The 24,048-nt window shown below is 50.1% G+C and carries 27 protein-coding genes; 15 read left to right on the forward strand and 12 right to left on the reverse strand.

The features are described 5' to 3' along the window. Positions 1–33: 33 nt before the first annotated feature. Complete coding sequence (locus ACV7NC_RS04160; RefSeq protein ID WP_458154209.1) at positions 34–882, reverse strand: FxDxF family PEP-CTERM protein; 849 nt, start codon at positions 880–882, stop codon at positions 34–36. Positions 883–1,133: 251 nt separating this feature from the next. Beyond that, positions 1,134–4,844 (reverse strand): methionine synthase, encoded by a 3,711-nt coding sequence (gene metH / locus ACV7NC_RS04165; protein ID WP_458154211.1) that lies wholly within the window; start codon positions 4,842–4,844, stop codon positions 1,134–1,136. A 311-nt stretch (positions 4,845–5,155) separates the two neighbouring features. On the opposite strand from metH, the gene ACV7NC_RS04170 reads away from it, so the two are divergent. The 4 genes from ACV7NC_RS04170 to ACV7NC_RS04185 all read left to right on the forward strand — a co-directional run bounded on the left by ACV7NC_RS04170 (position 5,156) and on the right by ACV7NC_RS04185 (position 7,505). Beyond that, the gene (locus ACV7NC_RS04170) at positions 5,156–5,890 is read left to right on the forward strand and encodes a PEP-CTERM sorting domain-containing protein (protein WP_458154212.1); all 735 of its coding nucleotides are present in this window, start codon (positions 5,156–5,158) and stop codon (positions 5,888–5,890) included. Positions 5,891–6,209: 319 nt separating this feature from the next. Then, a complete protein-coding gene (locus ACV7NC_RS04175; protein ID WP_458154214.1) occupies positions 6,210–6,740 on the forward strand; it encodes a hypothetical protein in 531 nt (176 codons plus the stop codon). 115 nt (positions 6,741–6,855) lie between these two features. Further along, on the forward strand, positions 6,856–7,137 hold the full coding sequence (locus ACV7NC_RS04180) for a type II toxin-antitoxin system RelE/ParE family toxin (protein ID WP_458154215.1): 282 nt from the start codon (positions 6,856–6,858) through the stop codon (positions 7,135–7,137). 14 nt (positions 7,138–7,151) lie between these two features. Then, positions 7,152–7,505 carry a HigA family addiction module antitoxin gene (locus ACV7NC_RS04185; protein WP_458154216.1) on the forward strand — a complete coding sequence of 118 codons (354 nt, stop codon included), beginning with the start codon at positions 7,152–7,154 and terminating at the stop codon, positions 7,503–7,505. Between the two features lie 15 nt (positions 7,506–7,520). On the opposite strand, the gene ACV7NC_RS04190 is transcribed toward ACV7NC_RS04185, so the two are convergent. Next, entirely contained in the window at positions 7,521–8,234 is a 714-nt protein-coding gene (locus ACV7NC_RS04190) for a dienelactone hydrolase family protein (protein ID WP_458154217.1), read from the reverse strand. A gap of 82 nt (positions 8,235–8,316) precedes the next feature. On the opposite strand from ACV7NC_RS04190, the gene ACV7NC_RS04195 reads away from it, so the two are divergent. Further along, positions 8,317–8,838, forward strand: coding sequence for a GlcG/HbpS family heme-binding protein (locus tag ACV7NC_RS04195; protein ID WP_458154219.1), 522 nt, complete (start codon positions 8,317–8,319; stop codon positions 8,836–8,838). On the opposite strand, the gene holB is transcribed toward ACV7NC_RS04195, so the two are convergent. Both holB and tmk read right to left on the reverse strand, forming a co-directional pair. Beyond that, the gene (gene holB / locus ACV7NC_RS04200; RefSeq protein ID WP_458154221.1) at positions 8,839–9,879 is read right to left on the reverse strand and encodes a DNA polymerase III subunit delta'; all 1,041 of its coding nucleotides are present in this window, start codon (positions 9,877–9,879) and stop codon (positions 8,839–8,841) included. Continuing rightward, positions 9,872–10,498: a dTMP kinase gene (gene tmk / locus ACV7NC_RS04205; RefSeq protein ID WP_458154222.1), complete on the reverse strand. Its 627-nt coding sequence runs from the start codon at positions 10,496–10,498 to the stop codon at positions 9,872–9,874. The genes holB and tmk overlap by 8 nt, the downstream gene beginning before the upstream one ends. Before the next feature lie 72 nt (positions 10,499–10,570). On the opposite strand from tmk, the gene ampD reads away from it, so the two are divergent. The 6 genes from ampD (at position 10,571) to ACV7NC_RS04235 (ending at position 13,286) form a co-directional block, all read left to right on the forward strand. Beyond that, a complete protein-coding gene (gene ampD, locus ACV7NC_RS04210; protein WP_458154223.1) occupies positions 10,571–11,155 on the forward strand; it encodes a 1,6-anhydro-N-acetylmuramyl-L-alanine amidase AmpD in 585 nt (194 codons plus the stop codon). A gap of 3 nt (positions 11,156–11,158) precedes the next feature. Further along, positions 11,159–11,458, forward strand: coding sequence for an addiction module antidote protein (locus tag ACV7NC_RS04215; RefSeq protein WP_458154224.1), 300 nt, complete (start codon positions 11,159–11,161; stop codon positions 11,456–11,458). A gap of 33 nt (positions 11,459–11,491) precedes the next feature. Then, the gene (locus ACV7NC_RS04220; protein ID WP_458154225.1) at positions 11,492–11,776 is read left to right on the forward strand and encodes a hypothetical protein; all 285 of its coding nucleotides are present in this window, start codon (positions 11,492–11,494) and stop codon (positions 11,774–11,776) included. Further along, the gene (locus tag ACV7NC_RS04225; protein WP_458154226.1) at positions 11,773–12,027 is read left to right on the forward strand and encodes a hypothetical protein; all 255 of its coding nucleotides are present in this window, start codon (positions 11,773–11,775) and stop codon (positions 12,025–12,027) included. The genes ACV7NC_RS04220 and ACV7NC_RS04225 overlap by 4 nt, the downstream gene beginning before the upstream one ends. Before the next feature lie 167 nt (positions 12,028–12,194). Then, positions 12,195–12,479: a BrnA antitoxin family protein gene (locus ACV7NC_RS04230; protein WP_458154228.1), complete on the forward strand. Its 285-nt coding sequence runs from the start codon at positions 12,195–12,197 to the stop codon at positions 12,477–12,479. 336 nt (positions 12,480–12,815) lie between these two features. Then, positions 12,816–13,286: a hypothetical protein gene (locus ACV7NC_RS04235; RefSeq protein WP_458154229.1), complete on the forward strand. Its 471-nt coding sequence runs from the start codon at positions 12,816–12,818 to the stop codon at positions 13,284–13,286. Positions 13,287–13,311: 25 nt separating this feature from the next. Here the strand turns inward: ACV7NC_RS04235 and ACV7NC_RS04240 are convergent, their stop codons facing one another. Both ACV7NC_RS04240 and ACV7NC_RS04245 read right to left on the reverse strand, forming a co-directional pair. Beyond that, positions 13,312–14,031 (reverse strand): transposase, encoded by a 720-nt coding sequence (locus ACV7NC_RS04240; protein ID WP_458154230.1) that lies wholly within the window; start codon positions 14,029–14,031, stop codon positions 13,312–13,314. Positions 14,032–14,212: 181 nt separating this feature from the next. Further along, entirely contained in the window at positions 14,213–14,833 is a 621-nt protein-coding gene (locus tag ACV7NC_RS04245) for a hypothetical protein (RefSeq protein WP_458154231.1), read from the reverse strand. 83 nt (positions 14,834–14,916) lie between these two features. Between ACV7NC_RS04245 and ACV7NC_RS04250 the strand changes: the two genes are divergently transcribed. Next, the gene (locus ACV7NC_RS04250) at positions 14,917–15,888 is read left to right on the forward strand and encodes an IS30 family transposase (RefSeq protein WP_458154232.1); all 972 of its coding nucleotides are present in this window, start codon (positions 14,917–14,919) and stop codon (positions 15,886–15,888) included. Positions 15,889–15,998: 110 nt separating this feature from the next. Further along, positions 15,999–17,042: an IS481 family transposase gene (locus tag ACV7NC_RS04255; RefSeq protein WP_458154233.1), complete on the forward strand. Its 1,044-nt coding sequence runs from the start codon at positions 15,999–16,001 to the stop codon at positions 17,040–17,042. 75 nt (positions 17,043–17,117) lie between these two features. Here the strand turns inward: ACV7NC_RS04255 and ACV7NC_RS04260 are convergent, their stop codons facing one another. The 5 genes from ACV7NC_RS04260 to queG all read right to left on the reverse strand — a co-directional run bounded on the left by ACV7NC_RS04260 (position 17,118) and on the right by queG (position 22,128). After that, on the reverse strand, positions 17,118–17,345 hold the full coding sequence (locus tag ACV7NC_RS04260; RefSeq protein WP_458154234.1) for a hypothetical protein: 228 nt from the start codon (positions 17,343–17,345) through the stop codon (positions 17,118–17,120). 284 nt (positions 17,346–17,629) lie between these two features. Then, positions 17,630–18,652 (reverse strand): IS110 family RNA-guided transposase, encoded by a 1,023-nt coding sequence (locus ACV7NC_RS04265; protein ID WP_458154235.1) that lies wholly within the window; start codon positions 18,650–18,652, stop codon positions 17,630–17,632. A gap of 210 nt (positions 18,653–18,862) precedes the next feature. Further along, a complete protein-coding gene (locus ACV7NC_RS04270) occupies positions 18,863–19,771 on the reverse strand; it encodes a D-hexose-6-phosphate mutarotase (protein ID WP_458154236.1) in 909 nt (302 codons plus the stop codon). A gap of 31 nt (positions 19,772–19,802) precedes the next feature. Beyond that, complete coding sequence (gene purT, locus ACV7NC_RS04275; protein WP_458154237.1) at positions 19,803–21,014, reverse strand: formate-dependent phosphoribosylglycinamide formyltransferase; 1,212 nt, start codon at positions 21,012–21,014, stop codon at positions 19,803–19,805. A gap of 4 nt (positions 21,015–21,018) precedes the next feature. Continuing rightward, the gene (gene queG, locus ACV7NC_RS04280) at positions 21,019–22,128 is read right to left on the reverse strand and encodes a tRNA epoxyqueuosine(34) reductase QueG (RefSeq protein ID WP_458154238.1); all 1,110 of its coding nucleotides are present in this window, start codon (positions 22,126–22,128) and stop codon (positions 21,019–21,021) included. Between queG and tsaE the strand changes: the two genes are divergently transcribed. Both tsaE and ACV7NC_RS04290 read left to right on the forward strand, forming a co-directional pair. Next, positions 22,123–22,626, forward strand: coding sequence for a tRNA (adenosine(37)-N6)-threonylcarbamoyltransferase complex ATPase subunit type 1 TsaE (gene tsaE, locus ACV7NC_RS04285; RefSeq protein ID WP_458154239.1), 504 nt, complete (start codon positions 22,123–22,125; stop codon positions 22,624–22,626). The two genes, queG and tsaE, sit on opposite strands and share 6 nt — an antisense overlap. Then, the gene (locus ACV7NC_RS04290; RefSeq protein WP_458154240.1) at positions 22,593–24,047 is read left to right on the forward strand and encodes an N-acetylmuramoyl-L-alanine amidase; all 1,455 of its coding nucleotides are present in this window, start codon (positions 22,593–22,595) and stop codon (positions 24,045–24,047) included. The genes tsaE and ACV7NC_RS04290 overlap by 34 nt, the downstream gene beginning before the upstream one ends. Position 24,048: the final 1 nt, after the last annotated feature.

The following is a 24,048-nucleotide window of genomic DNA, read 5'->3' on the forward strand; positions in this document are numbered from 1 at the left end:
TTTTTGTATAAAACATTACGATTATTAAACTGCTTAAACTGCGGCTGCTTTTCTGCGGCGAGCTAAGAAACCCACCAGCCCCAAACCGGCCAGCAACATGGCATATGTTTCAGGTTCCGGAACCGGGGTGACTTCGAATCCGGCGTAACGCACATTGGATTGCGAATTGTTATAGAAACCGAATTGTCCCGAGGCAAACGTGGTGTCGTTCACGGTCACGTTCCACAGCTCGATAGCACCTTGACTAATCACGATATGAATGTCACCGGGCGTCAGGTTGTATTCCAGATGGAAGGTGTATTCGACATTATCAACCCAGCCTTTGGTGCTGGAATGATTGGTGGCGAGCACGCTCATATCGCCGAAATCGACCTGATTCTCCCAGAATTCTTCCAATGATAAATCCACCAGACCATCGCCGGTCGCTCCTTCAAATTTTTTGAGGGTCATCCCTTCTGCCGCGGTGCGACCCACATAGCCTTGCGACGCTTGTTTCCAGTCGAACAGATAAAAATTGCTGGAATTTTGATAACCGAAAACAAATCCCATGTAATCGTCGTCGCCGGATGTTTTAACCTTCCAGGTGCCGTCGACGGTATAACTGCTCAGGTTTTGATTGTTCAAAAAGAACGACGGATCGGCATTGATTACCTGCTCAACAGCGGTATTACCGGGTTCCAGTACCCAGTTGCCCGGGCCTTGACCGCCCGGGTAATTCAGGGTCAGTTCCGTCCAACCTGATAAATCAACCGGCGCCGCATGAACGGCAAGCGGTGTTAGTGAAAACAATCCGGCGATTGCCAGAGTGCGCATATTTTTTTTCATCATAATGAATTCCTCTACTAAAATTTTTATTTTTACAAGGCATGCCTCCATTAGCATAAACTTATTATTATCAATAAATTACCTTGCTCTCTTACGGTGGAAATTTAACTATAATTAAATTCACCACCCTCGATATTAAACCTTTCAATTAAGAAACTGAATAAGTATTTTGCTTGTTTTCTGAAAAATATGGAAAAAATAGCAACAAATAAAGACACCGATGCCCCGTGACACGCCTTTCAGGAGCGGATGTTAAAACTCTCGTCTTCCCAAACAATTTTTTGGCGGTATCTTAAAATGCTGCGGAATTACCGTTCATACGCCAGCACCGGCGCCAACCAGCGTTCCGCCTCTTCCACAGTCCAGCCTTTACGTTTGGCGTAATCTTCCACTTGATCCTTGCCGATCTTGCCGACCGCAAAGAAGGACGATTCCGGATGCGAGAAGTAGAAGCCGGAAACTGCCGCGGTTGGCACCATGGCAAACGACTCGGTGATAATGATGCCGGTATTTTCAGTGGCGTTCAGCGTCGCGAACAACGGTCCTTTTTCAGTGTGATCAGGACAGGCGGGATAACCCGGCGCAGGACGGATGCCAAGGTATTCTTCATTGATCAATTGTTCATTAGTCAATTTTTCATCCTTGACATACCCCCAGAACTCGCGGCGCACGCGCATGTGCATATGCTCGGCAAATGCCTCCGCCAGCCGGTCGGCCAGGGCTTTCAATACAATCGCGCTGTAATCGTCATTTGCCGCTTCAAACGCTTTGATACGATCGTCGATGCCGAACCCGGCACCGACCGCAAACAAACCGATGGTATCCTTGATGCCAGTTTCTTTCGGTGCAATATAGTCGGCCAAGCAGCGGTTGGGCTTACCCGAGGGCTTTTGATCCTGTTGCCGCAAACAGTGGTAAACCATCGCGATTTTGCTGCGCGAAGCATCGGTATAGATCTCGATATCGTCACCGACCGCATTCGCCGGAAATAAACCGATGACCGCATTGGCGCTCAGCCATTTTTGCTCGACGATTTTTTTCAGCATGGTTTGGGCGTCGCGGAACAAATGGCTGGCTGTTTCACCGACTACTTCATCGGTAAGAATATCGGGATAACGCCCGGCCAGTTCCCACGCCTGGAAGAACGGCGTCCAATCGATGAACGGCACAATTTTTTCCAGCGGATAATTGTTCAGCGTGCGCACCCCGGTTAGCTCCGGTTGATACGGCTGATAATTCGACCAATCGGTCTTGAACGCATTGGCGCGCGCTTCCGCCAGCGTCAATAACTTCGACGGTCCCTTCTTGTTCTTATGCTGGGTGCGGACTTTTTCGTATTCTTCCTTAATTTCACGCATATAGTTGTCGCGCAAATCTTCCGACAGCAAATTGCTGCACACGCCCACTGCGCGGCTGGCATCCGGCACCCATACGGTCGGACCATCGTAATGCGGTGCGATTTTGACGGCGGTATGCACCCGCGACGTCGTCGCGCCACCGATCAACAAAGGAATCGTGAACCCCTCACGCTGCATTTCCTTGGCGACATGCGCCATTTCTTCCAGCGACGGCGTAATCAACCCGGACAGACCGATGATATCGGCGTTTCCACGCCGCGCCGTTTCCAGAATTTGAGCGCTCGGCACCATCACGCCCATGTTGATGACTTCGTAATTGTTACATTGCAACACTACCGCCACGATGTTTTTGCCGATATCGTGCACGTCGCCCTTGACGGTAGCGACGACGATCTTGCCTTTGGGCTTATCATCGCCGAGCAATTTCTTCTCCGCTTCGATGTACGGCAGCAGATACGCCACGGCTTGCTTCATCACGCGGGCGGATTTGACCACTTGCGGCAAGAACATCTTTCCGGCGCCGAATAAATCGCCTACTACGCTCATACCGTCCATCAACGGACCTTCGATAACCTGAATCGGACGGCCGCCTTTGCGCTCGATCTCAGCGCGCGCTTCCTCGGTATCCACTTCGATATAAGTCGAAATACCCTTCACCAGCGCATGCGTCAACCGTTGCTGCAGCGGCTCGTCGCGCCACGCCAAATCTTCGACTTGCTCTTTCTTTTGTCCTTTAAACTGTTCGGCAAATTCGACTAAACGCTCGGTCGCATCGGGACGGCGGTTCAGCAGCACATCCTCGACTCTCTCCAGCAATTCCGGCGGAATATCCGAATACACACCCAATTGCCCGGCGTTCACGATCCCCATCGTCATGCCGGCCTTGATCGCATGGTACAAAAAGGCCGTGTGAATCGCTTCACGAATCGGCTCGTTGCCACGGAAAGAAAACGATACGTTGGATACCCCGCCGCTCACTTTGGCGTATGGCAAGGTTTGCTTGATCATGCGGGTGGCTTCGATAAAATCCACACCATAGTTATTATGTTCTTCGATACCGGTGGCAATCGCGAAAATATTCGGATCAAAAATAATGTCTTCCGGCGGAAACCCAACCTGATCGACCAGAATCCGGTAACTACGCGTGCAAATCTCGACCTTACGCTGCAGGGTATCGGCCTGGCCTTTCTCATCGAACGCCATCACGATCACCGCCGCACCATAGCGGCGCGCCAATTTGGCATGATGAATGAACTCTTCTTCACCTTCCTTCATGCTGATCGAGTTGATGATCGACTTCCCTTGAATGCATTTCAATCCGGCTTCGATCACCGACCATTTGCTCGAATCGAGCATGATCGGCACGCGGCAGATGTCCGGTTCAGCAGCGATCAGATTCAGGAAAGTCACCATGGCTTTTTGCGAATCGAGCATCGCCTCGTCCATGTTGATGTCGATAATCTGCGCACCGTTTTCCACCTGGCTGCGCGCCACACTGAGCGCTTCCGCATAATTATCGTTCAGAATCAAGCGGGCGAATGCGCGCGAACCGGTCACGTTAGTCCGTTCCCCGACGTTGACGAACAACGAATCGTCGCCGATATTCAGCGGCTCCAATCCGGACAAGCGTAATTTCTTCGGTATTTCGGGAATCTTGCGGGGTGGAATGGTGCTCACTGCGCCAGCAATCGCTTTGATATGCGCCGGCGTGGTGCCGCAGCAGCCGCCGACGATATTGACAAAGCCATCTTGGGCAAAACCTTTAATCTGGTTGGCGGTATATTCCGGTGTTTCATCGTAACCGGTTTCGGACAGCGGATTCGGCAACCCGGCGTTGGGATGCACGCTAATATACACATCCGCAACACCCGATAACTCCTCGATATAGGGCCGCATCAACTCAGCGCCCAACGCGCAATTGATACCGACCGACAATGGCCGGGTATGGCTAATCGAATTCCAGAATGCTTCCGGTGTTTGCCCGGACAACGTGCGTCCGGAGGCATCGGTAATCGTTACCGAAATCATGATCGGCAAGCGGATATTATGCTTCTCGAAAAATTGATCGATTGCAAACAACGCCGCTTTGGCGTTCAGCGAATCGAAAATGGTTTCCACCAGCAAAATATCCACGCCGCCATCGACCAATCCGCGGATCGATTCGGTATAGTCGACCACCAATTGATCGAAGGTAATATTGCGAAACCCCGGATCGTTGACATCGGGCGAAATCGACGCGGTTTTGGTCGTCGGGCCGATGACGCCGGCAACAAAGCGCGGCTTATCCGGCGTTTTCGCTTCATAAGCTTGTGCCGCCTCGCGCGCCAGCTTTGCCGAAGCAGCATTCAATTCATACACCAGATCCTGCATGTGATAATCCGCCATCGACGCAGCATTGGAATTGAACGTATTGGTTTCGAGAATATCCGCACCCGCCTCCAGATAACCGTTATGAATCGAACGGATAATGTCTGGCTGCGTCAGGGTCAGCAAATCGTTATTGCCTTTCAGATCATGCGGAAAATCGGCGAAGCGCTGTCCGCGAAAATCCGCCTCGGTTAACTTAAACGTCTGAATCATCGTACCCATCGCGCCATCCAGGATCAGGATGCGCTGGGGAAATAAACTTTCCAATAAGGCTGTGCGGGATTCTCTCGTCATAGATCGGATAATAATTTCAAAAAAAAGATTTTGGCATTATACCTGAGCTGGTTGTTTCCATTCGCCGGGTAAACGGCGGGAATGGCGGTTTTTTCGTAACTGCAGGAGAAAAGCATTGAAAGGATTCACACCAAACGCTATAAAACAACTTCAGATCGGCAAAAATGGCAAAAAACAGGACAAATGTACTAGTTAATAAGGACAGGCCAGTAATAGAAATAAGATTCCACTTCGAATAAAATCCCAGACGGAACAATCGCATTCCAAATTAATATTTTCTCTTGGGTTCAGATTCACAGTTGGAGACAGTAATGAAAAAAATCTATAAATATATTGCAGGTGCGTTGCTTGCAGCCCCTATGCTTGCATCCGCTGCTACAAGTTACAATCTGTCGAATGATTTCAGTTACAGCAATAATCCCAATGGTGCATGGTCGTTTTTGTATGGCGCCGCTTTGCTGACACCGCAGGTTCCATTGAATAACGGTAATCCGCTTTATCCGGCGGTGCTCCCCGGTTATTGGAGCACCGGCCCGGATTTAAACACAAACACGCCTGATGTCATTAAAACTGCGGTTAATGGCAGTAGCGCCGGAGAAACCGACGCGGATTTCCTGGCTGGCGACGTGATTGTCCACAGCCCTAATGCCGGTGATCCATTATTCATCGTATGGACCGCACCGGAAGCAGGAACCATTGATTTCACAAGCGATATTTGGTATGCGCATTCCGTTGTTAATCGTTCAAATGATGTTTTTGCTTCATTAGGCGGGTCTTCTCTCGGATCAGCCACCATTTCAAACGCATCGTATGGCGATAGATCTAATACTTGGCATTTAAGCGGTAATGATTTATCCGTGATCGCCGGAGATACGCTGGTATTCGCATTTACCAAAAGCGCTGGACAGTCATTCGGCTCATTGGATGGAATCAATGTGGATGTCACATTTGTCAGCGCGGTACCGGAACCGGAAACATACGCAACGATGCTAATGGGAATTGGGTTGTTGGGATTCTTTGCACGTAATAAAAAACAAGCTGCCTAATTAATTCAACCCAAAAACTGCCCGATTTCCAGGGCAATTCTATTACCAAACATATGGAAATAAAAGTAGCTCCGAAAGATAATCGGAGCTACTAGCTATCAAGAAATTCTATTCAGCTGTTCGTGCGCAGAACAAGAACGGGCCTGGTGGACAGTAGTACCCTTTCGATTCGAGATACTATTTGATTATGGCATTAGGCACCATCCGTTTAGCCATGTCCAGTGCTTTACTCCATACTACAGAAGATTGAGAACTAGATCGAGGCTTTCTTTTGCTCAATCTATCTGCACCTGTTTGATTTTCAAAGATTACTTTTCTTATGACCGACGAATCACCACTGGTGTTTGCAATTAAAAATTCTGAAGATATACTAGCACCACTTAAGAAAGCTTCACTTAATCAACGTATCGAATCCAAAACTGAACTACTGAATTCGCGGATCATATTGTTCTTAGCTGCTTATCTGGCAGTGATTTTAGTAGAAGGGCTTAAGTACTTCGGTTTCTCTATTGCTGATCTTGCCTTATCCATTTATGGTGGTTCTCTCGCTTTATTTCCCTTAATCATGGCTGCGTTATTCAGTAACAGAGAAAGGCTGCATCGCCTTTCAAATTATGCGAGCCTAGCGGTTATTGCGGGATTTTTGTACGGTTGGGGAATTGCAATTCTAGGTAAGATTATTGGTAATTCGAATTTGATATTTTTATCGCCAACGGTGGGAATCTCAGTTTCAACTATAATTCTTTGTTCAGGCTGGTATCTCACTCGTTATGAGCCAAAATATAATGTATCAATTTCACTGCCTCTCACTAAATATCTGATAATACTATCGTATCTGACTGTGACATGACAACTGCAACAGCAAACAAGTGATCCATTAGGCCGAAAGCTGAAAATTTGAGTACATGATTTTTAGGTCATATATATCGATTGATATTTAACGTATTGCGTTATATTATTTCCACATGATTAGAACATTCGCCACCAAAGAAACCGCTGCGGTGTTTGCTAATGAAAGAGTACGGCGCTTACCACCCAATATTCTTCAGGTTGCTCGTAGAAAATTGGTGCAGCTGCACAATATTGCCTCCATTGAGGAACTTCGCGTGCCACCTGGTAATAGAGTGGAAAAATTATCGGGTGATCGTGATGGGCTTTGGAGCATTCGGGTTAATGATCAGTGGCGGATTTGCTTCAGATTTGAAGCCGGCAACGCGTACGATGTTGAGATAGTTGATTATCATTGAAGAGGTTTTCGATAATGACGATTCGAGTTGAAGATATACACGACCTGGATTTCAGCGATGTTGCTACTGGCGATAAATTGTCGCCGATTCATCCGGGGGAAATTCTGCGCGAAGAGTTTCTTATTCCGTTGAAGCTTACGCCGCATGCACTGTCACTCGCCTTGCAGGTCCCCGCACCGCGCATCAACGATATCGTACGAGAGCGCCGTGCGATCACGGTTGACACTGCGCTTCGGTTAGCGCGGTTTTTCGGTACCCGCGCGGAGTTCTGGATGGGATTGCAAACCGATTACGATATGGCAATTACGCGGGCCAGCTTAGGCGATGCACTAAACCGGATTCAACGCTTTGAGCCGGTTCAGTCATGAGCCGCTTTTCGCGATTTAGCTAAACACTTCGCCTAAAAAATTCTCAATCGAGCGGTACGCGCGGTTTGCTGCGATTTCCTTGTAGACAGTGCCGAAGCTTGGGTTGTTGGCTTTCGGGTTGGTGAAGGCGTGCATGGTGCCGCCGTAGACGTGGACTTGCCAATCAACGTTGCCGCGGGTCATTTCGGTTTCGAACGCAAGCACTTGTTCGGGCGGCACCATCGGGTCGTCGTGACCGTGCAGGCACAGCACCTTAGCCGTGACGACTTCATTGGGCACATCGCCCGGCGCAAAAATACCGTGGATGCTGACCACGCCTTTGACATCCGCGCCGGAGCGCGCTAATTCGAGGACGCATAGGCCGCCGAAGCAATAACCCATCGCCGCGACTTTGGTCGCATCGACTTGCGGCAGTTGCCGCACGGCTTGTACGGCAGCGTTGATGCGGCGGCGCAGCAATGCCCGGTCTTGCGCGAATGGCGCCATCAAGGCACCGTTGCGATCGGCATCGCCATCGGCGCCGAAAATGCCTTTGCCGTACATATCCAGCGCAAAACCGACATAGCCCATATCCGCAACGCGCTCCGCGCCTTTGCACGCAAGTTCGCGCCGCCCGCTCCAGTCGTGCGACACCAGCACCGCAGGCTTCGGTGTACCGGTGTCGTGATACGCCAGATAACCTTCCAGAATCGTGCTGCCGTCGTGATAATCGATCGTTTGTGTAATCATGTTGTCACCTTTCGTTGTTAGCCGTGATAATCTCACTTTGTAGCTATTATTTTGATTTCATGAAACCAAAGGAGTCATACCCATGAACCATTCACGCAAATCAGTTACCAGCGTAGTTGCGGCGCTATCGCTATGGGCATTGTCCAGCCACGTTTCCGCGCAGGATTTCCCGGCGCAAAAAGTGTTACCGTTGGAATTATCAACCCAGGCGGCGATGGCGGCAATCAAAAAATGTCAGGACGACGGTTTTAAAGTCAGCGTGGCGATCGTCGATCAGTCCGGGTTGCTCAAGGTGCAACTGAAAGCCGACGGCGCCGGGCCGCACACGTTGGATAGCAGCCGCCGCAAAGCTTACACTGCCAACAGCCTGCGCGATTCGACGCATAAATACGCGGTATTGGTCACGCAAAAGCCGGAGTTGCAAAGCCTGACGCGTCTGAACGACAACATCTTGCTGCTGGGCGGCGGATTTCCGATCAAAGTCGGCGGTGAAGTGGTCGGCGGCATTGGCGTCGGCGGCGCACCGGGCATCGAGTTTGACGAAGTTTGCGCGAGCGCGGCGCTGAAGGTTTTGAAAGCGGACGATACTTTCGAACGCAAGTAATCAGCGCGGCTGCGCCAGTGCGGCGTAAGCGATAAACAAATCTTCCAGAAACAGGCGCGGATTCAATGGATGATGCGCCAGTTTCTGCTTATTGTTCAGTTCCCGGAAAAATGCGCCACAGGCGAGCGGATCGAGTTGACTGCTCAGCGCCTGGATCGCCGGTAATTGCGTCAGAAAATAACGGACTTTGCCGGTGACGCGGTAACTGACCAAGTCATAACACCATTTCTGCAGCCAAGTGACGACGACCGGCAAGCTGTTTTGCTGCAACACTTCGGCCAGTAGCAACGGATCGAGCCGTTTGGGATCGGCGACCTGGCGGATGAATTGTTCAAACGATTGCGCGTCGTCGCCTTTCGCGAGCTGCAGCGCTAACAGCGGCGAATAACCGGCGGCGGCGAGATATTGCTCCGCATCGTTAATCCCTTGCTGCCGTAACCACGCGAGCGACGCCGTTATATCCGGCGCCGGCATCGTTAATTGCTGGCACCGGCTGCGGATGGTCGGCAGCAAATGTTGCGCCTGATGCGTGACCAATAGGAACAACACGTTCGGCGGCGGTTCTTCGAGTTTTTTCAGCAACGCGTTGGCGGCGGCGGTATTCATCGCTTCTGCCGGATAGATCAAAATGATCTTATAGCCGCTTTGATGGCCGGTCAGATACACAAAATCGTTCAGCTTGCGGATTTGCTCGATGCTGATTTGCTGGCTGGCGCTTTTCTTGGTTGTCTTATCGGCGGATGAATCATCGCTCTCGCTTTTAGCGGCACTGCCTTCCGTAACGGCGGTCAACGCTTCCGGCAACACCGCGTGGAAATTCGGGTGACCGTTTTGCTCGAACCAACCGCAGCTAACACACTGGCCGCACGCTTGCCGGTTGCTTGTCGGTGCGGTGCACAGCAACGACTGAGCCAATAGGCGGGCAAAATCGTACTTACCGGTGCCTTTTTTGCCTTTGAGCAGCAACGCATGCCCCCAAAGCGAGCGGCTTTGCAGCAACTTCTGCCAGATTGCTTGTTGCCAGGGATAAATGTCAGACATGTTGCAACAACCGTTGAATGGCTTGCTCGACTGCCGCTTTCACGTCTGCCAGATCACGGCTGCTGTCGATGATTTGAATACGCTGGGGAAATTGCCGCGCGCGATCAAGGTAAGCATTTCGCACGCGCTGAAAAAAACCCGCTTGCTCCTGCTCGAAACGATCGGCATCCTTGATGCGATTAACACGCTGTTGCCCAACTTCGACCGACACATCGAAGTACAACGTCAAATCCGGCTGCAAAGCATCCTGCACCCATTGCTCGAGAATACCGAGCTTGGCCTGATCCAGTCCCCGTCCGCCGCCTTGATAGGCAAAACTGGCGTCGGTGAAACGGTCGGAAATCACCCATTGCCCCTGCACCAGCGCCGGTAGAATGACTTTGTCCAGATGCTCACGCCGCGCAGCAAACATCAACAGCGCTTCGGTCTCGGCGTGCATCGCCATCGATTTGTCCAGCAACAATTCCCGCAAGCGTTCACCCAGTGGCGTGCCGCCCGGTTCGCGCGTCACCACCGGTTGCAATCCAGCATTCTGCAACAGCTCGACGATCCACGCCAATTGCGTCGATTTCCCTGCGCCGTCGATGCCTTCCAGCGTAATGAATTGGCCTTGCTTCATGCGATTCCGATTTTCAAGTGTTGTTAAGGTAAGCTACCATGCATGGACATTTAGTTATCAGTCAATTCTAACATGCACATTGATGCTACCGGTTTGCTCGATACTGCTCAATTCATCGCCTCGCCGAATTGCGACGAGCGCCCGCCGGGTATCGACATCAATTTATTGGTCATCCACAACATCAGCTTGCCGCCCGATGAGTTCGGCGGCGACGGCGTGATCGAACTGTTCACCAATCGGATCGACCCGCAGGCGCATCCTTATTATCAATCGCTACAGGGCTTGAAAGTCTCGGCGCATATTTTCATCCGCCGCGATGGCAGCTTGATTCAGTTCGTGCCATGCAACCAGCGCGCCTGGCACGCCGGTGTTTCGAACTGGCAGGGCCGCGAGCGCTGCAATGATTTCTCGGTCGGCGTCGAACTCGAAGGCAGCGACACCACGTCGTTTACCGATGCGCAATATGACGTATTGATCGCTTTGACCGAATGCTTATGCCACCGGTATCCGATTCAGCACATCGCCGGCCATTCCGACATCGCCCCCGGCCGCAAAACCGATCCGGGGCCTTACTTTGATTGGCAGCGCTATACTGCCGGAATAAGTCATGGCGATTTAGAAACAGCACTTGAATTGGCGCGCAAAATTAAGGAATAACCCATGGATAAAATCAAATTGCGGCGCTGGGATAGTGCCGAGCACCTCAAAACCGAGGAAGACATCGCACTTTACCTTGAAGCCTGCCTGGAAGAGGCTGGCGATGATGCCGCTTTTATCGCCAAAGCGCTGGGAAACATAGCCCGTGCGCGCGGCATGACACAGCTTGCGCACGATACCGGGCTTGGCAGAGAAAGTCTTTATAAAGCTTTGTCCGGAGACGGCAACCCCAGCTTCTCCACGATCCTGAAAGTCATTAAGGCGCTCGGATTGAAGCTGCATGTTGAAACACCCAGGCACTGAGTTTGTTTGTAAATTGAATTCGCGATACTCTTCATGCCAGAATTCGGAAAACTCCTCAAAAAACTCGAAGACCTAACCACCAGCGCCAACGCATCCTGTAAAGAATTCACCAATCTATTAATTGCTCTGGGATTCCAAATTGAAAACTGCGGCAGCGCTGGCCATAAAATCGCACGGCATCCGGCCGTATCATTAATTGAGTATCCTAACTATAATTGTGGTCATAATAAGGGTGAAGCCGTTAAACGCCCGTATATCAAAAAGCTATACAAATTTGTCAAACAACACGAAAACGCAATCAAGGAGCACATGAAATGAAATTTGATCCTGAAGCCTATTCGATTACGATACGTAAAGAAGAAATCGACGATGAAATTCTATACGTGGGCAGGGTAGCTGAATTTCCCAATATCAGCGTGTATGAAGAAGACTTTGCAACTGCCCGGAACTTGGTGATCGATGCAATTCAAACCCTGAAAAAGATCGCCGACGAAAATCATCAAGAATTTCCACCTCCCTACCTTGCAACGTCAACCGAATTTCTGGATCGAGCATCCGCATTTCAATGAAAAGAAACTATTGATTTGCAGGCAATGAATTCTTTCATCGTAATAATTATCGAAGCTCCATAGCGGAACTATCCATATTCCTCAAAATTAAGATTATCTGAACCGCTCCCCCACTTGGCTCGTTACGATTGCTTAACTCCGACAGACTCCTGAAGAGGTTAAACGCTATGTATCTCAAGACTAAATCAGGCAAAAAAGTGTATTTGCCGACACCGGAAGAAGATGCTGCCATCACCGCAGCCGCATTGTCCGATCCGGATGCTTTGCCACTGACCGATGCCGAGTTTGTGAAATTGAAGCGCGTAGGACGTCCGCGCGCCGCTGTAACCAAAGAACGAATCACCATCCGCTTATCACGCGAAGTAGTCGATGCATTCCGCGCTACCGGCAGCGGCTGGCAAACACGCATGGATGAAGCGCTCATGGAGTGGCTACGGGAGCATCGTTCATAACCGGTAGGCGAATGAGAAACGTTTTCGAGGAAGCAAAAAATTGCAGTTTATGTGCGCATCTAAGCCTATTTTTGACACCGCAATCAATTGTCTATTGCGGAAAAATCGCACGTGCGGTTTGATGAGGAAGGTCTAATGAGGTTAGTTATGGAATGGCAAGGCACCGTCAATCGGAAAGGACCTGGATGGACAGCAATTCCTGTTGTTGACTGGTAATCAGTTCTTTTCTCTATCTCTGCGTTGAAGTTCCTGTTGTCACTCCAACCTATCACGCTTATTTGATTGATGAATTTTTCGTGGAAAGTGGCATACTACTAATTTTTATGATTATGTTTTATGACTAAATTTAATGAATTTGATGATCAGAAAAAAGAAATATTGAAGGAAATAATGATTCTTGAGCTTGAGAATAAAGTTAAAGATGACCGTGAATATATTGGCCACATTATGCGATTTCTTATTATTAGTAATGGATCTGGGATTATCCTTCTTGCAACATTTATGGGAGCAATCGCTGCGAGTGGTCACCCTATTTCGCAACTTGTTTCACCATTATGGAAATTTTTATTCGGCGCGATAATCGGTTCTCTGATCTATGGAATACTTGCAATTGTTGCGAATCAAGCACTTAATTTCCATTCTGAGCAGGCCATCCGATTTATAAAAAATGAGATTGATCTTGAAGAAAAACAAAACTGGGGCTTAACTAAACGCGGGATTATTAGTTGTTGGGTTCTTATGTCTATTTCATTTATTCTGTTTTTATGGGGTGTATATAATTGCATATCTATATTAAGTTCGCTTTAATTCTCTCACTCTAAAAACAATGGGGTTAGACTCCTTTGATACCTCTTTCTTGAGCCCTTTTAGATCTTTTATCGCCTCCCCGTGGTTTTGGTTGAGTCTGTCTTTGTGTCAAATCTGCAATTTGTTGAAGAAATCGCTCATTTCCTAATGCCCAGGCTTTATTGGTTGCAGCCCTGATTTCATCCATCGTTCGTTCCGGAATTTGATGCTCGAATAAAGCGCGATAAGCCGATTGACGGCTAGAAGCATCGTGTCCAAGCGCAGTGTAAATTGTGTGCGCCTTGATCAGGGAATTACTCACGCCCAATGCATTAAAATGATAACTGGACCAAGGATAATCTGCCGGATGTTTAACCATGTCGGCACGCACCGGATTCAACTCAATATAACGACTACAGCTTAATAAATATTGCTCACTATCCAGCACCGTTGCTTTATAACGCCCCTCCCACAGGGTGCCCGTTCTGTTGTACTGAAAATTAAAATACTGAACATAATACCTCCCCAGCATTTGCATCACTTTACCAATACCACCCTTCAAATGTGGAGTCATCAACAAATGCACATGGTTGGTCATGAGCACATAAGCATGCAAGTCACACTGATATTTCTTGCAAGCATCGCCCAATTTATTCAAATAAAACACATAATCTTCTTCACCCGCAAAAATAACACTGCGATTATTACCGCGCTGAATGACATGCTGCGTATAACCGGGAACATCAAATCTGGGCAGTCGTGCCATAACTTATCTTTTTAATTTACTTGAGCGACAAAAGTATAGCGCAAATTATAATAACAATCGAGTCTGACCCCATTGATTCCCCATTGATTGTTGATTGATTTCATAACCGTTATGTCAAGACGTGACCCCTGGCTTGTGACCCCTGGCTTGCTCGCAGTGCTAGTGCGCAGTGATGCTTTTTCTAGCTATCCTTATTGCGATTGATTGGCACAGTGGTTAGATGTTTTTCTAAGCCTAAACTAATCGGCCTACGTCCATGTTGAATATTGTCGAGCATATCAAGTGCGAAATTATGGCGCTTCTCCAGTTCTGCTGCTTCCTTTTGAAATGTAAAACGAATATCTTGAACCGATTCAGATGTGTTAGCTGCTAATTGATTCGATGTAGTCATCTGTCCTTTAAGAGTTTCTAAAGCTGTACTTAGTGATGTGGACATTTCTGAAACCTGCCACCCAAGTGCATCTATCGAATCTGAAATTCTCTGACTCATCCCATCCAGTGCTTGGGCTAAATTTGTAAACCCAGCAATAAGAATCTGATTGGTCTTCCTTTGTTCGTATATCGAAGCAAATTGAAAATTTCGTTGTGCTTGCCGCACTATTGCCTTCATCCGATCAGTCGTCGTATTTCCAGCAATCATTCCTTTTACCGAATCAGCATTTATTAGAAAACGTGGTGGTTTATCTTCATAAAGCTTAGTTAATTCCTGATATCTCTTAACGTCCTTGTTTATAGAAACAACACCGCCATCGAAATGACCCAGATAAGTTGCTGCTCGTTCAATAGAAGGCGGATTCAACATTGAAGTGCAACTTTTGTAAGGAAGTTTATAGGCAAGCTGCGGTAGTATCGGAGCTGCTTAAACACCAAGTAAAAGGAGCACAGATGAAGCACTACAAGCAGCTCACCCGAGAGCAACGATACCAGATTTCCGGTTTGAAGAAAGCGGGATTGAACCAAAAGCAAATTGCGGATGAAGTGGGCGTAGACAAGTCGACGATATCCCGGGAATTCGGGCGGAACAAAGACCGGCGTGGCTGGCGTCCAAAGCAGGCGCAGGAATTGCGGGATGAGCGTCGAAAGAAATGCGTCAATGCCCAGCGTTTCTCATTGCCAGAATGGGCGGAGATTGAACGGTTGATCCGGCTGGACATGAGCCCGGAACAAGCATCTTGCCGGCTTACACTGGAATGCGGGTTGAGAATCAGCCATGAGACGATTTACGTGCACATTTATGAAGACAAACGCCGTGGTGGCGACCTGTGGCAACATTTGCGCTGCCAGAAACCACGCAGAAAACGTTACGCGAGCGGTCAAGAGCGCCGGGGCACGATCAAGAACCGGATCGGCAGTGACGAACGCCCGGGGATTGTCGATCAGAAGAGCCGCATAGGCGACTGGGAAGGCGACACCGTGATCGGCAAGAACCATCGAGGCGCCTTGGTCACATTGGCTGAGCGGAAATCGCGCTACATACTGGCAGCCCAAGTACCCGGCAAACAGGCATCGGGTGTGACGGCGGCGATAACGCGGCTGCTGCACCCCCATAAAGACAAGTGCTACACCATGACGTTCGACAACGGGAAAGAGTTTGCAGAGCATGAAACCATCGCGGCGGAACTGGATGCGGATGTCTATTTCGCCCGTCCCTACCGTTCATGGGAGCGTGGTTTGAACGAGAACAGCAACGGGTTGCTGCGCCAGTATTTCCCCAAGGCAATGGAGCTGATTGAGGTTACCCAGGAACAAGTGCAATGGGCAGTGGATAGACTCAACCACCGGCCACGCAAAGTGCTTGGATTCAGAACCCCGTTTGAGATATTCTTCGGGAAGACGGTGCGTTACACTAAATTGTAGTAATTCAGACTTGATCTGACAGCAGGGTCTTGCCAAGAGGTGGGATTACCCGGTTTGATAGAGGTGCGAAACTTTATCAACCAAACGCGAAAGCGAAAAGGAGTAATCCCATGAGTAGTGTTCAACAGAAAGTCATCAAACACAAGATTGGTCTGCTTAATTTGGCAGCCGAACTTGGCAATGTATCCCGCGCCTGCAAGGTGATGGGTTTTTCACGCGATACTTTCTATCGCTATCAGGCAGCGGTAGAAGCAGGGGGCGTTGAAGCGCTGATCGATGCGAATCGACGCAAGCCCAACATCAAGAACCGTGTAGAAGAAGCGACGGAGGTGGCGGTCACTGCTTTCGCCCTGGAGCAACCGGCTTTTGGTCAAGTCCGAGTTTCCAATGAACTGCGCAAACGCGGAATCTTTGTTTCTCCGTCTGGTGTTCGTTCGGTGTGGCTGCGCCAGAATCTGGAGTCGTTCAAAAAGCGTTTGTCGGCTTTGGAAAAGCATGTCGCCGAGACCGGAACGGTGCTGACTGAGGCGCAGGTGCAGGCGCTAGAGAAAAAACAGGACGATGATGTGGCCCATGGTGAGATCGAGACCGCTCATCCTGGCTATCTCGGTAGCCAGGACACGTTTTATGTCGGCACCCTCAAGGGTGTGGGGCGGATATACCAGCAAACCTTCGTCGACACCTATTCCAAATGGGCGGCCGCCAAGTTGTATACCACCAAGACACCAATCACAGCGGCTGATTTGCTCAATGACCGGGTACTGCCGTTCTTCGCTGAGCAAGGTATGGGCGTCATCCGCATCCTGACCGACCGTGGCACCGAATATTGCGGCAGACCGGAGAGTCACGATTACCAGCTCTATCTGGCACTGAGCGAGATTGAGCATACCAAAACGAAAGCCAATCATCCTCAGACCAACGGTATTTGCGAGCGTTTCCACAAAACCATCTTGCAGGAATTCTACCAAGTGGCATTCCGGCGTAAGATCTACCACTCGATCGAGCAGTTACAACACGATCTGGATGAATGGATGGCGTATTACAACAATTCGCGTACTCACCAAGGAAAGATGTGCTGCGGACGCACGCCAATGCAAACTTTAATTGACGCAAAGGAGGTATGGAACGATAAAATCACCGCATTGAATAACTGAATTTGATCTAACAGGCACATCGTCAAATCGGGGGGGCTGTCAGATCAGGTCGCGATTACTACAACTAAATTACCATTAGGTGTTGCACTTCGAAATTGAATCCGTCTGAGCTAAAACTCGCGCTTCTTCTTCTCTTTGATATTGCTTTTGTTTTTCATCAGCAATCTTCGCTTTCTTCATTTGATCCAGTATGAACCATATGAAACCAATGATTGGTATTACTAATAAGAGGTATTCCCAATAATCTCTAACAACAAGGTAAACAAAAAAAAGAAAAATAGCTAATCCGATGAGTCCTTCCATTTCTCCCCCTTATATGGACACCTCCCGGTTTGGCAAGCAATATTTCGTGTTTTGGTAAAAAGGAAATCGGCTGCAGTCTTATATCCGGCCTTATTGCAGATTGGATTTCTGTCTGCGGGCCCTAATGGAATTCGCCAAGAACGCCCTCATCTCCTCGTCGTGCTCGAAGCACTGGTAAAAATTCAGGTTTACGTTCTTGCGGTCCGACCTGTTTCGCCATCACACGGATTTATCTACCTGCACAACCTATCAGCATTCCACTCCTTTTCAGTGGTTGTTCTTTGTTATGTGAGCACTTGGCTCACATAACCCTTTTGGTACTCTCGATCATGCGCTAAAATCGCCCACGCCGTTCGCGCCATCTTGTTGGCCATCGCAACAATGGCCACATTCGTCGGGCGCCTCTGGAGCAGTGCTTCACTCCACGCGCCTTTATCTTTGGCGTTGAACATGACGGCCCTGGTGCCATGGATCAGCAAGGTGCGTAAATACGTGTCGCCCCGTTTGCTGATACCTAACAGCTTGATCTTGCCGCCCGTGCCGCTCTGCCTTGGAACAAGCCCCACAAAGGCAGCAAATTCCCGCCCAGATTTAAAGCTATCTGCTTCACCCATCGTGGCGACAAGGGCAGTTGCCGTCAGCATTCCCACACTGGGGATCTCAGCAATCTTCCTGCATGCAGCCTGCTGTTTCTGCCAATCTTTGATTCTGCGTTCAATGTTCTTCACGTCCGCTTCGATTTCATCGAGCCGATTCAATTGCTCCTTGACTGCTTCAAACAGCACACCAGGTACGATTCCTTCCAGTTCAGTCATGCGCTGCTGTATTTCTGACAGACCTGCTTGTCTGCCGCCCTTCAACGTAACACCAAATTCGTAGAGCAAGCCGCGCAGCTGGTTCACTTGCATGGTACGGAACTTGATTAGCGATAATCTCATCCGGTGCAGTGCCAGCAGCGCTTGTTGATCTTCTGTTTTACCCGCAACCATGCGCATCCCCGGTTGCCATACCGCCGTCCAGATTGCCTTGGCATCCGCCGCATCGGTCTTGTTGCCTTGCACAAAGGGCCGGACAAACTTGGCGTGAATCAGTTTAACCTCATGTCCCAGTGCCATCAGTTTGCGTCGCCACCAGTGCGCGCTTCCGCATGCCTCAATTGCAATCAGTCCGGCTTCACGTTGCGCAAAAAATTCCAGCAATTCCTGCTTGCCAAACTTGCGGTTGTGTATCTCGCCGCTCTCGTGTGTCACCCAGTACAGTTGAAAAACTCGCTTTGCGATATCCAACCCATAGGTTGCAAAATTCATTTTAGCCCCTCCGTCCGTTTGTGGAAAGATTCTATTATCTCCACCTTGGCACGTAGATGCCGTCAGGTCCGCGAGGGGCTCTAACTCAATTCCTATTGCTTACCCCGACTCCCCGGTGGGGAGGGAGGCGTCCATGCCATCTCCTCACACTTATCTTTAAGCAACGAACCCTAAGTAAATACATAGCTAACATCATTCATTTGCCACTCATCACCCCCTCACCACCCGATAATCAGCCACCAACCGGCACTCCCCACCCGGCGCAACCTCCCGAACATCGTCCGCCGCATTAGTGGTTTCGACGCACAATAAACGTTTGTAGTCGTCATCTTCCAAATCCGCCATGTCTTTGGCGATTTTTTCCCACGGGTTCCATACCACGGCGGTTTTGCTGCCTTGCGAGGTGATTTGGATGCGGCGGCTGAGGGCTGTGTCGTCGATGGTCAGGGTATTGCCGACGTTCAGATAGATGCGGTCGACTTCGGCGTCGATGGTGACGTCACCGGTTTGATGTTTTTGCGTGTTGCCGCCGCCGGCTTTGTCGAGATAGTCGCAACCGGCGAGTCCCGCTATTTTTGCGCGGGTGATGTCACCGACTTTGAAGTAAGTGTGAAATGCCTGGGTAATGTTAAATTTTTCCTTACCGGTGTTGCGCGTGATTAACGATAGATTCAAGGTGTCACCGACAACGATTTCCTGCCGCAGACTGAACGCATGTGGCCAAATAGCTTGCGTTTCCGGCGTATCGTCGAGTCCGACAGTGACTTTGATATCGCCATTCGCCAATGCTTCGGTGGCGATCACATTCCAGCCGCGGTTACGCACAAAACCGTGCCCCGGACGACCTTTACCTTCCGGATCGGCACCGAACCACGGCCAGCAAACCGGCGCGCCGCCTTTGATCGCTTTGCCGTCTTGGTAATACGCTTTCTCACTTAAAAATAGCACGTCGTCCGCTTCGCCGGCCGGTTGATACGACAGCACTTGCCCGGCATGCAGCGAGATCACTGCTTTGGCTTTGGCGGTTTTAACCTGAATCATCGGCAATCCGCCGTTACCCGCGATAAATTCCACTTTACCTGCGATGCCGAATTGCGTGTTGAGTTGTTCGATTGTCATAATATTTTCCTTTGTTATTAATTGATTGAGATTAGTTTTGGGTCGGTATCACCCGGCTGGCCGCAAGTTTAGCACGGCTCCGAGCTTCGTCTGTATTGATACCGTTCGCCAGCGCTACCCCCATGCGGCGCCGCTTGAACGATTCCGGTTTGCCGAACAGACGGATATCGCTTTGCGGCACGCTGAGCGCTTCGGCGATGCCGGTAAATGCAATGCCTTTGGCTTCCAGTTGTCCGTAAATCACCGCGCTGGCGCCCGGCACCAGCAACGCCGTATCCACCGGCAACCCCAAGATGGCCCGCGCGTGCAGATCGAATTCGCTTTGCTTCTGGCTGCACATGGTCACCATGCCGGTGTCGTGCGGGCGCGGACTGACTTCGCTGAACCACACGTCGTCACCTTTGACGAACAATTCCACACCGAAAATACCCAGCCCGCCTAAATCATCGGTGATGATTTTGGCGATTTCGCGTGCACGCTGCAGCGCTACCGGCGACATTGCTTGCGGCTGCCAGCTTTCGACGTAATCGCCATGCACCTGCACATGCCCGACCGGTTCGCAGAAATGGGTTTTGACGCTGCCACCGGCTTCGAGCGCCCGCACCGTCAGTTGCGTGATTTCGTAGTCGAAATGGATCACGCCCTCGACGATCACCCGTCCTTGATCGACACGGCTGCCGCTGGCGGCATAATTCCAAGCCGCTGCCACTTCTCCGGCGTTGTCGACGCGCGATTGCCCTTTGCCGGACGACGACATCACCGGTTTGACGATGCACGGATAACCGATCTTGCTGTCGATCACCGCTTGCAGTTCCGCCAGGCTATTGGCGAAAGCATACGGCGATGTCGGCAACCCCAGCGTTTCCGCCGCCAGGCAGCGGATGCCTTCACGGTTCATCGTCAATTTGGCGGCGCGCGCGGTCGGAATCACCGTCGCGATACCGGCTTGCTCGACTTCGATCAGCATATCGGTCGCAATCGCTTCGATTTCCGGCACGATAATGTCGGGCCGCTCCTGTTCGATCAGTGCGCGTAACGCTTGCCCGTCGGCCATGTTGATCACATGCGCGCGATGCGCGACTTGATGGCCCGGTGCATTGGCGTAGCGATCGACCGCGATGGTTTCGACGCCGAGGCGTTGCAATGCGATGATGACTTCCTTGCCGAGCTCGCCGCTGCCAAGCAGCATGACTTTGGTCGCCGACGGACTCAGCGGCGTACCGATGACCGATGTTGTTTTCATGTTTTTATGTCTCCCGAGTAGCAGTTCGTTTTTGATGTTGTTGCTGCAATGCCCACTGCACATGCTCACGCACCATCTCCGACGGATCGTCTGCGCGCGCTTGCAACGCCTGTACAATTTCTGTTGAATGCGGCGCATTGCCCAAACCAACGGCAATATTGCGCAACCATTGCGGATAGCCGATGCGGCGAATCGCGCTGCCGGCCAGCTTAACTTCGAATGTCGCTTGATCCCAACCGAACAATTCGATCAACGATACATCGTCCAGGCCGTTGCGCACGTGAAAATCGTTTTCGTTGGTGATTTTGGCGTACTTATTCCACGGACAGACCAATTGGCAATCGTCGCAACCATAGATGCGGTTGCCGATCAGCGGCCGCAGCGGTTCCGGGATGCTGTCTTTGAGTTCGATGGTTAAATAAGAAATGCAACGCCGTGCATCGACCTGGTAAGGCGCGACAATGGCTTGCGTCGGACAAATGTCGATACAGCGGGTGCAACTGCCGCAATAGCTCGGAGTTTCTTCGTCCACCGGCAGCGGCAAATCGACATACATTTCTCCCAGAAAAAACATCGATCCCGCCTGACGATTCAATAATAACGTGTGCTTACCGCGCCAGCCGAGACCGGCTTTCTGCGCCCATGCCACTTCCATCACCGGGGCGCTATCGGAAAACACCCGGTAATTGAACGACCCCGTTGCCTCTGTAATCTGGTCGGCGAGCTTTTGCAACCGGGTGCGGATCACTTTATGGTAATCGCGGCCTAACGCGTAGCGTGAGATAAACGCCCGTTCACCGGATCGAATCACTTCCCAGCTATTTTTGACGGCAGGCGGCGCATAATTCATGCATACCGAAATGATGCGTTGCGTGCCCGGTTCCAATTCCGCGGGCCGGGTACGTTTGGTGCCATGTTTCGCCATATAATCCATGGTGCCGTGATATCCTTGTTCCAGCCAATGGAACAAACCGGATTCGACCGTGGACATATCAGCATGCGCGTCGGCAATGCGGACATCGTGAAAACCCAATGCTTTGCCCCAGGTTTTGATCGCTGTTGCTAAAACCGCATAATCAGGATTTTTTTTGGGATTTGAGAGATTTACTTGCATAACACTCATTCAAACAATGCCGGATCATCTGAATGCTTCTCGCATTTTTTAGCCGACGACACAGAAACCATAAAATTTGGTGAAAAATTAGTTAGTTATATAAAACCTGGCATGACAATTCATTTGACCGGCAACTTGGGTTCCGGCAAAACGGCCCTGACCAGAGGCATGCTACGCGGGCTTGGATACACGCATTCCGTCAAAAGCCCGACCTACAATTTAGTTGAAATCTACAAAATCTCTGGGTTATACTTCTATCACTTTGATTTTTATCGGTTCAATGACTACCTTGAATGGGAAGAAGCAGGTTTCCGCGAATATTTTAATTCAGATTCGATTTGCGTGGTTGAATGGCCTGAAAAAGCAGGTGATTTATTGCCACCACCGGATCTGCGATGCATTCTTGATATTCTCGATACTGGCCGGCAAATCGAAATTCAGGCTTGCACCGAAACAGGAAAACAATGTTTAACACATTGGAAAACAAACAATCGATAATTCCTCACCTCAGTAGCACACACGACGCGTCCGCAAGAAGCTATCTGCAATTCTTTCAATTAATCGTTGTATTGTTCTGCGTGTTGGCGTTACAACCGGCAGCCGCCGCAAATGCAACGATAAAATCCGCTCGTGTCGGACTCACGCCCGATTACACGCGCATCACTTTGGAATCGAATCAGCCGTTGGATTACGAGCTGAGCATGCTGAGCAATCCCCATCGCGTTGTCATTGATCTCAATCAAATCAAGATTACACCGGCGCTCGCGGCATTACCCGATAAAGTCGATGCGATCGATCCCTATGTGCAGAAAATCCGTGTCGGACAGTTTAAACCGGATGTAATCCGGCTGGTTTTCGACCTGAAGTCGAATGTCGTGCCGCGCGCTTTTGTGATGGAACCGAAAGATAACTTCGCGCATCGTTTGATATTGGATATTCATCACCCGGACAAAGCAACCAAAACCGCGGCAACTCCCAACGTCACCGATAACCTCCCCGGTGATTTTGCAACCGATGCGTTGGATGAACTGGTCGCGACACTGATCCAAAGCGGAACCGAAAAAAAAGCGAGTCCGGTGCAATTGATTTTCCCGCACGGGCCGAAACCGCAACTGACAGCAACTGTGACACCGGCCAAGCAACCCGACAGTATCGCTGCGACGCAGAATCGCAAACCAGAAAAAGTTAAAGTCCCGCGAATCTTAATCGTGGCGATCGATCCTGGACACGGCGGTAAGGATCCCGGTGCGGTGGGTCAGCAAGGCACCTATGAAAAAGATGTCACGCTTGCGATTGCGCGGAAACTGAGAGAGCGCATCAACAAAGAACCGAATATGCGCGCTGTTCTCACTCGTGACGGGGATTACTATATTTCATTGCCGCAACGGCGCATCAATGCCCGCCGCGCCAATGCCGACTTGTTCATATCCATCCATGCCGACGCCAATCCCAAATCACATGCGCACGGCTCTTCGGTCTTCACACTTTCGGAACATGGCGCGACTTCGACAACCGCCAGTTGGCTTGCGAATAAAGAAAACAGTGTCGACAACGATTTGATGGGCGGTATCGATATCACCTCAAAATCCAAGGATATTAAGGAGCTACTGCTGGATTTATCACTCAATGCGACAATTAACGACAGCGTTAAACTGGCGGAATACGTGTTGAAACAGCTTGGCGGCATTAATCATCTCCACAAACGCAATGTTGAACAAGCGGGCTTTGCCGTGCTCAAGTCGCCGGATATTCCGTCGATTCTGGTCGAAACCGCCTTCTTGAGTAACCCCAAGGAAGAAATAAAATTGCGCAGCACGCAATATCAAGACAGAATGGCGGATGCCATGTTCTTAGGCATCAAAAAATACTTTGCGGATAATCCGGCATTAGCGCGCTCTGAAATGGCTCAAGTCAAATAGG

This window comes from Nitrosomonas limosa, assembly GCF_054188085.1.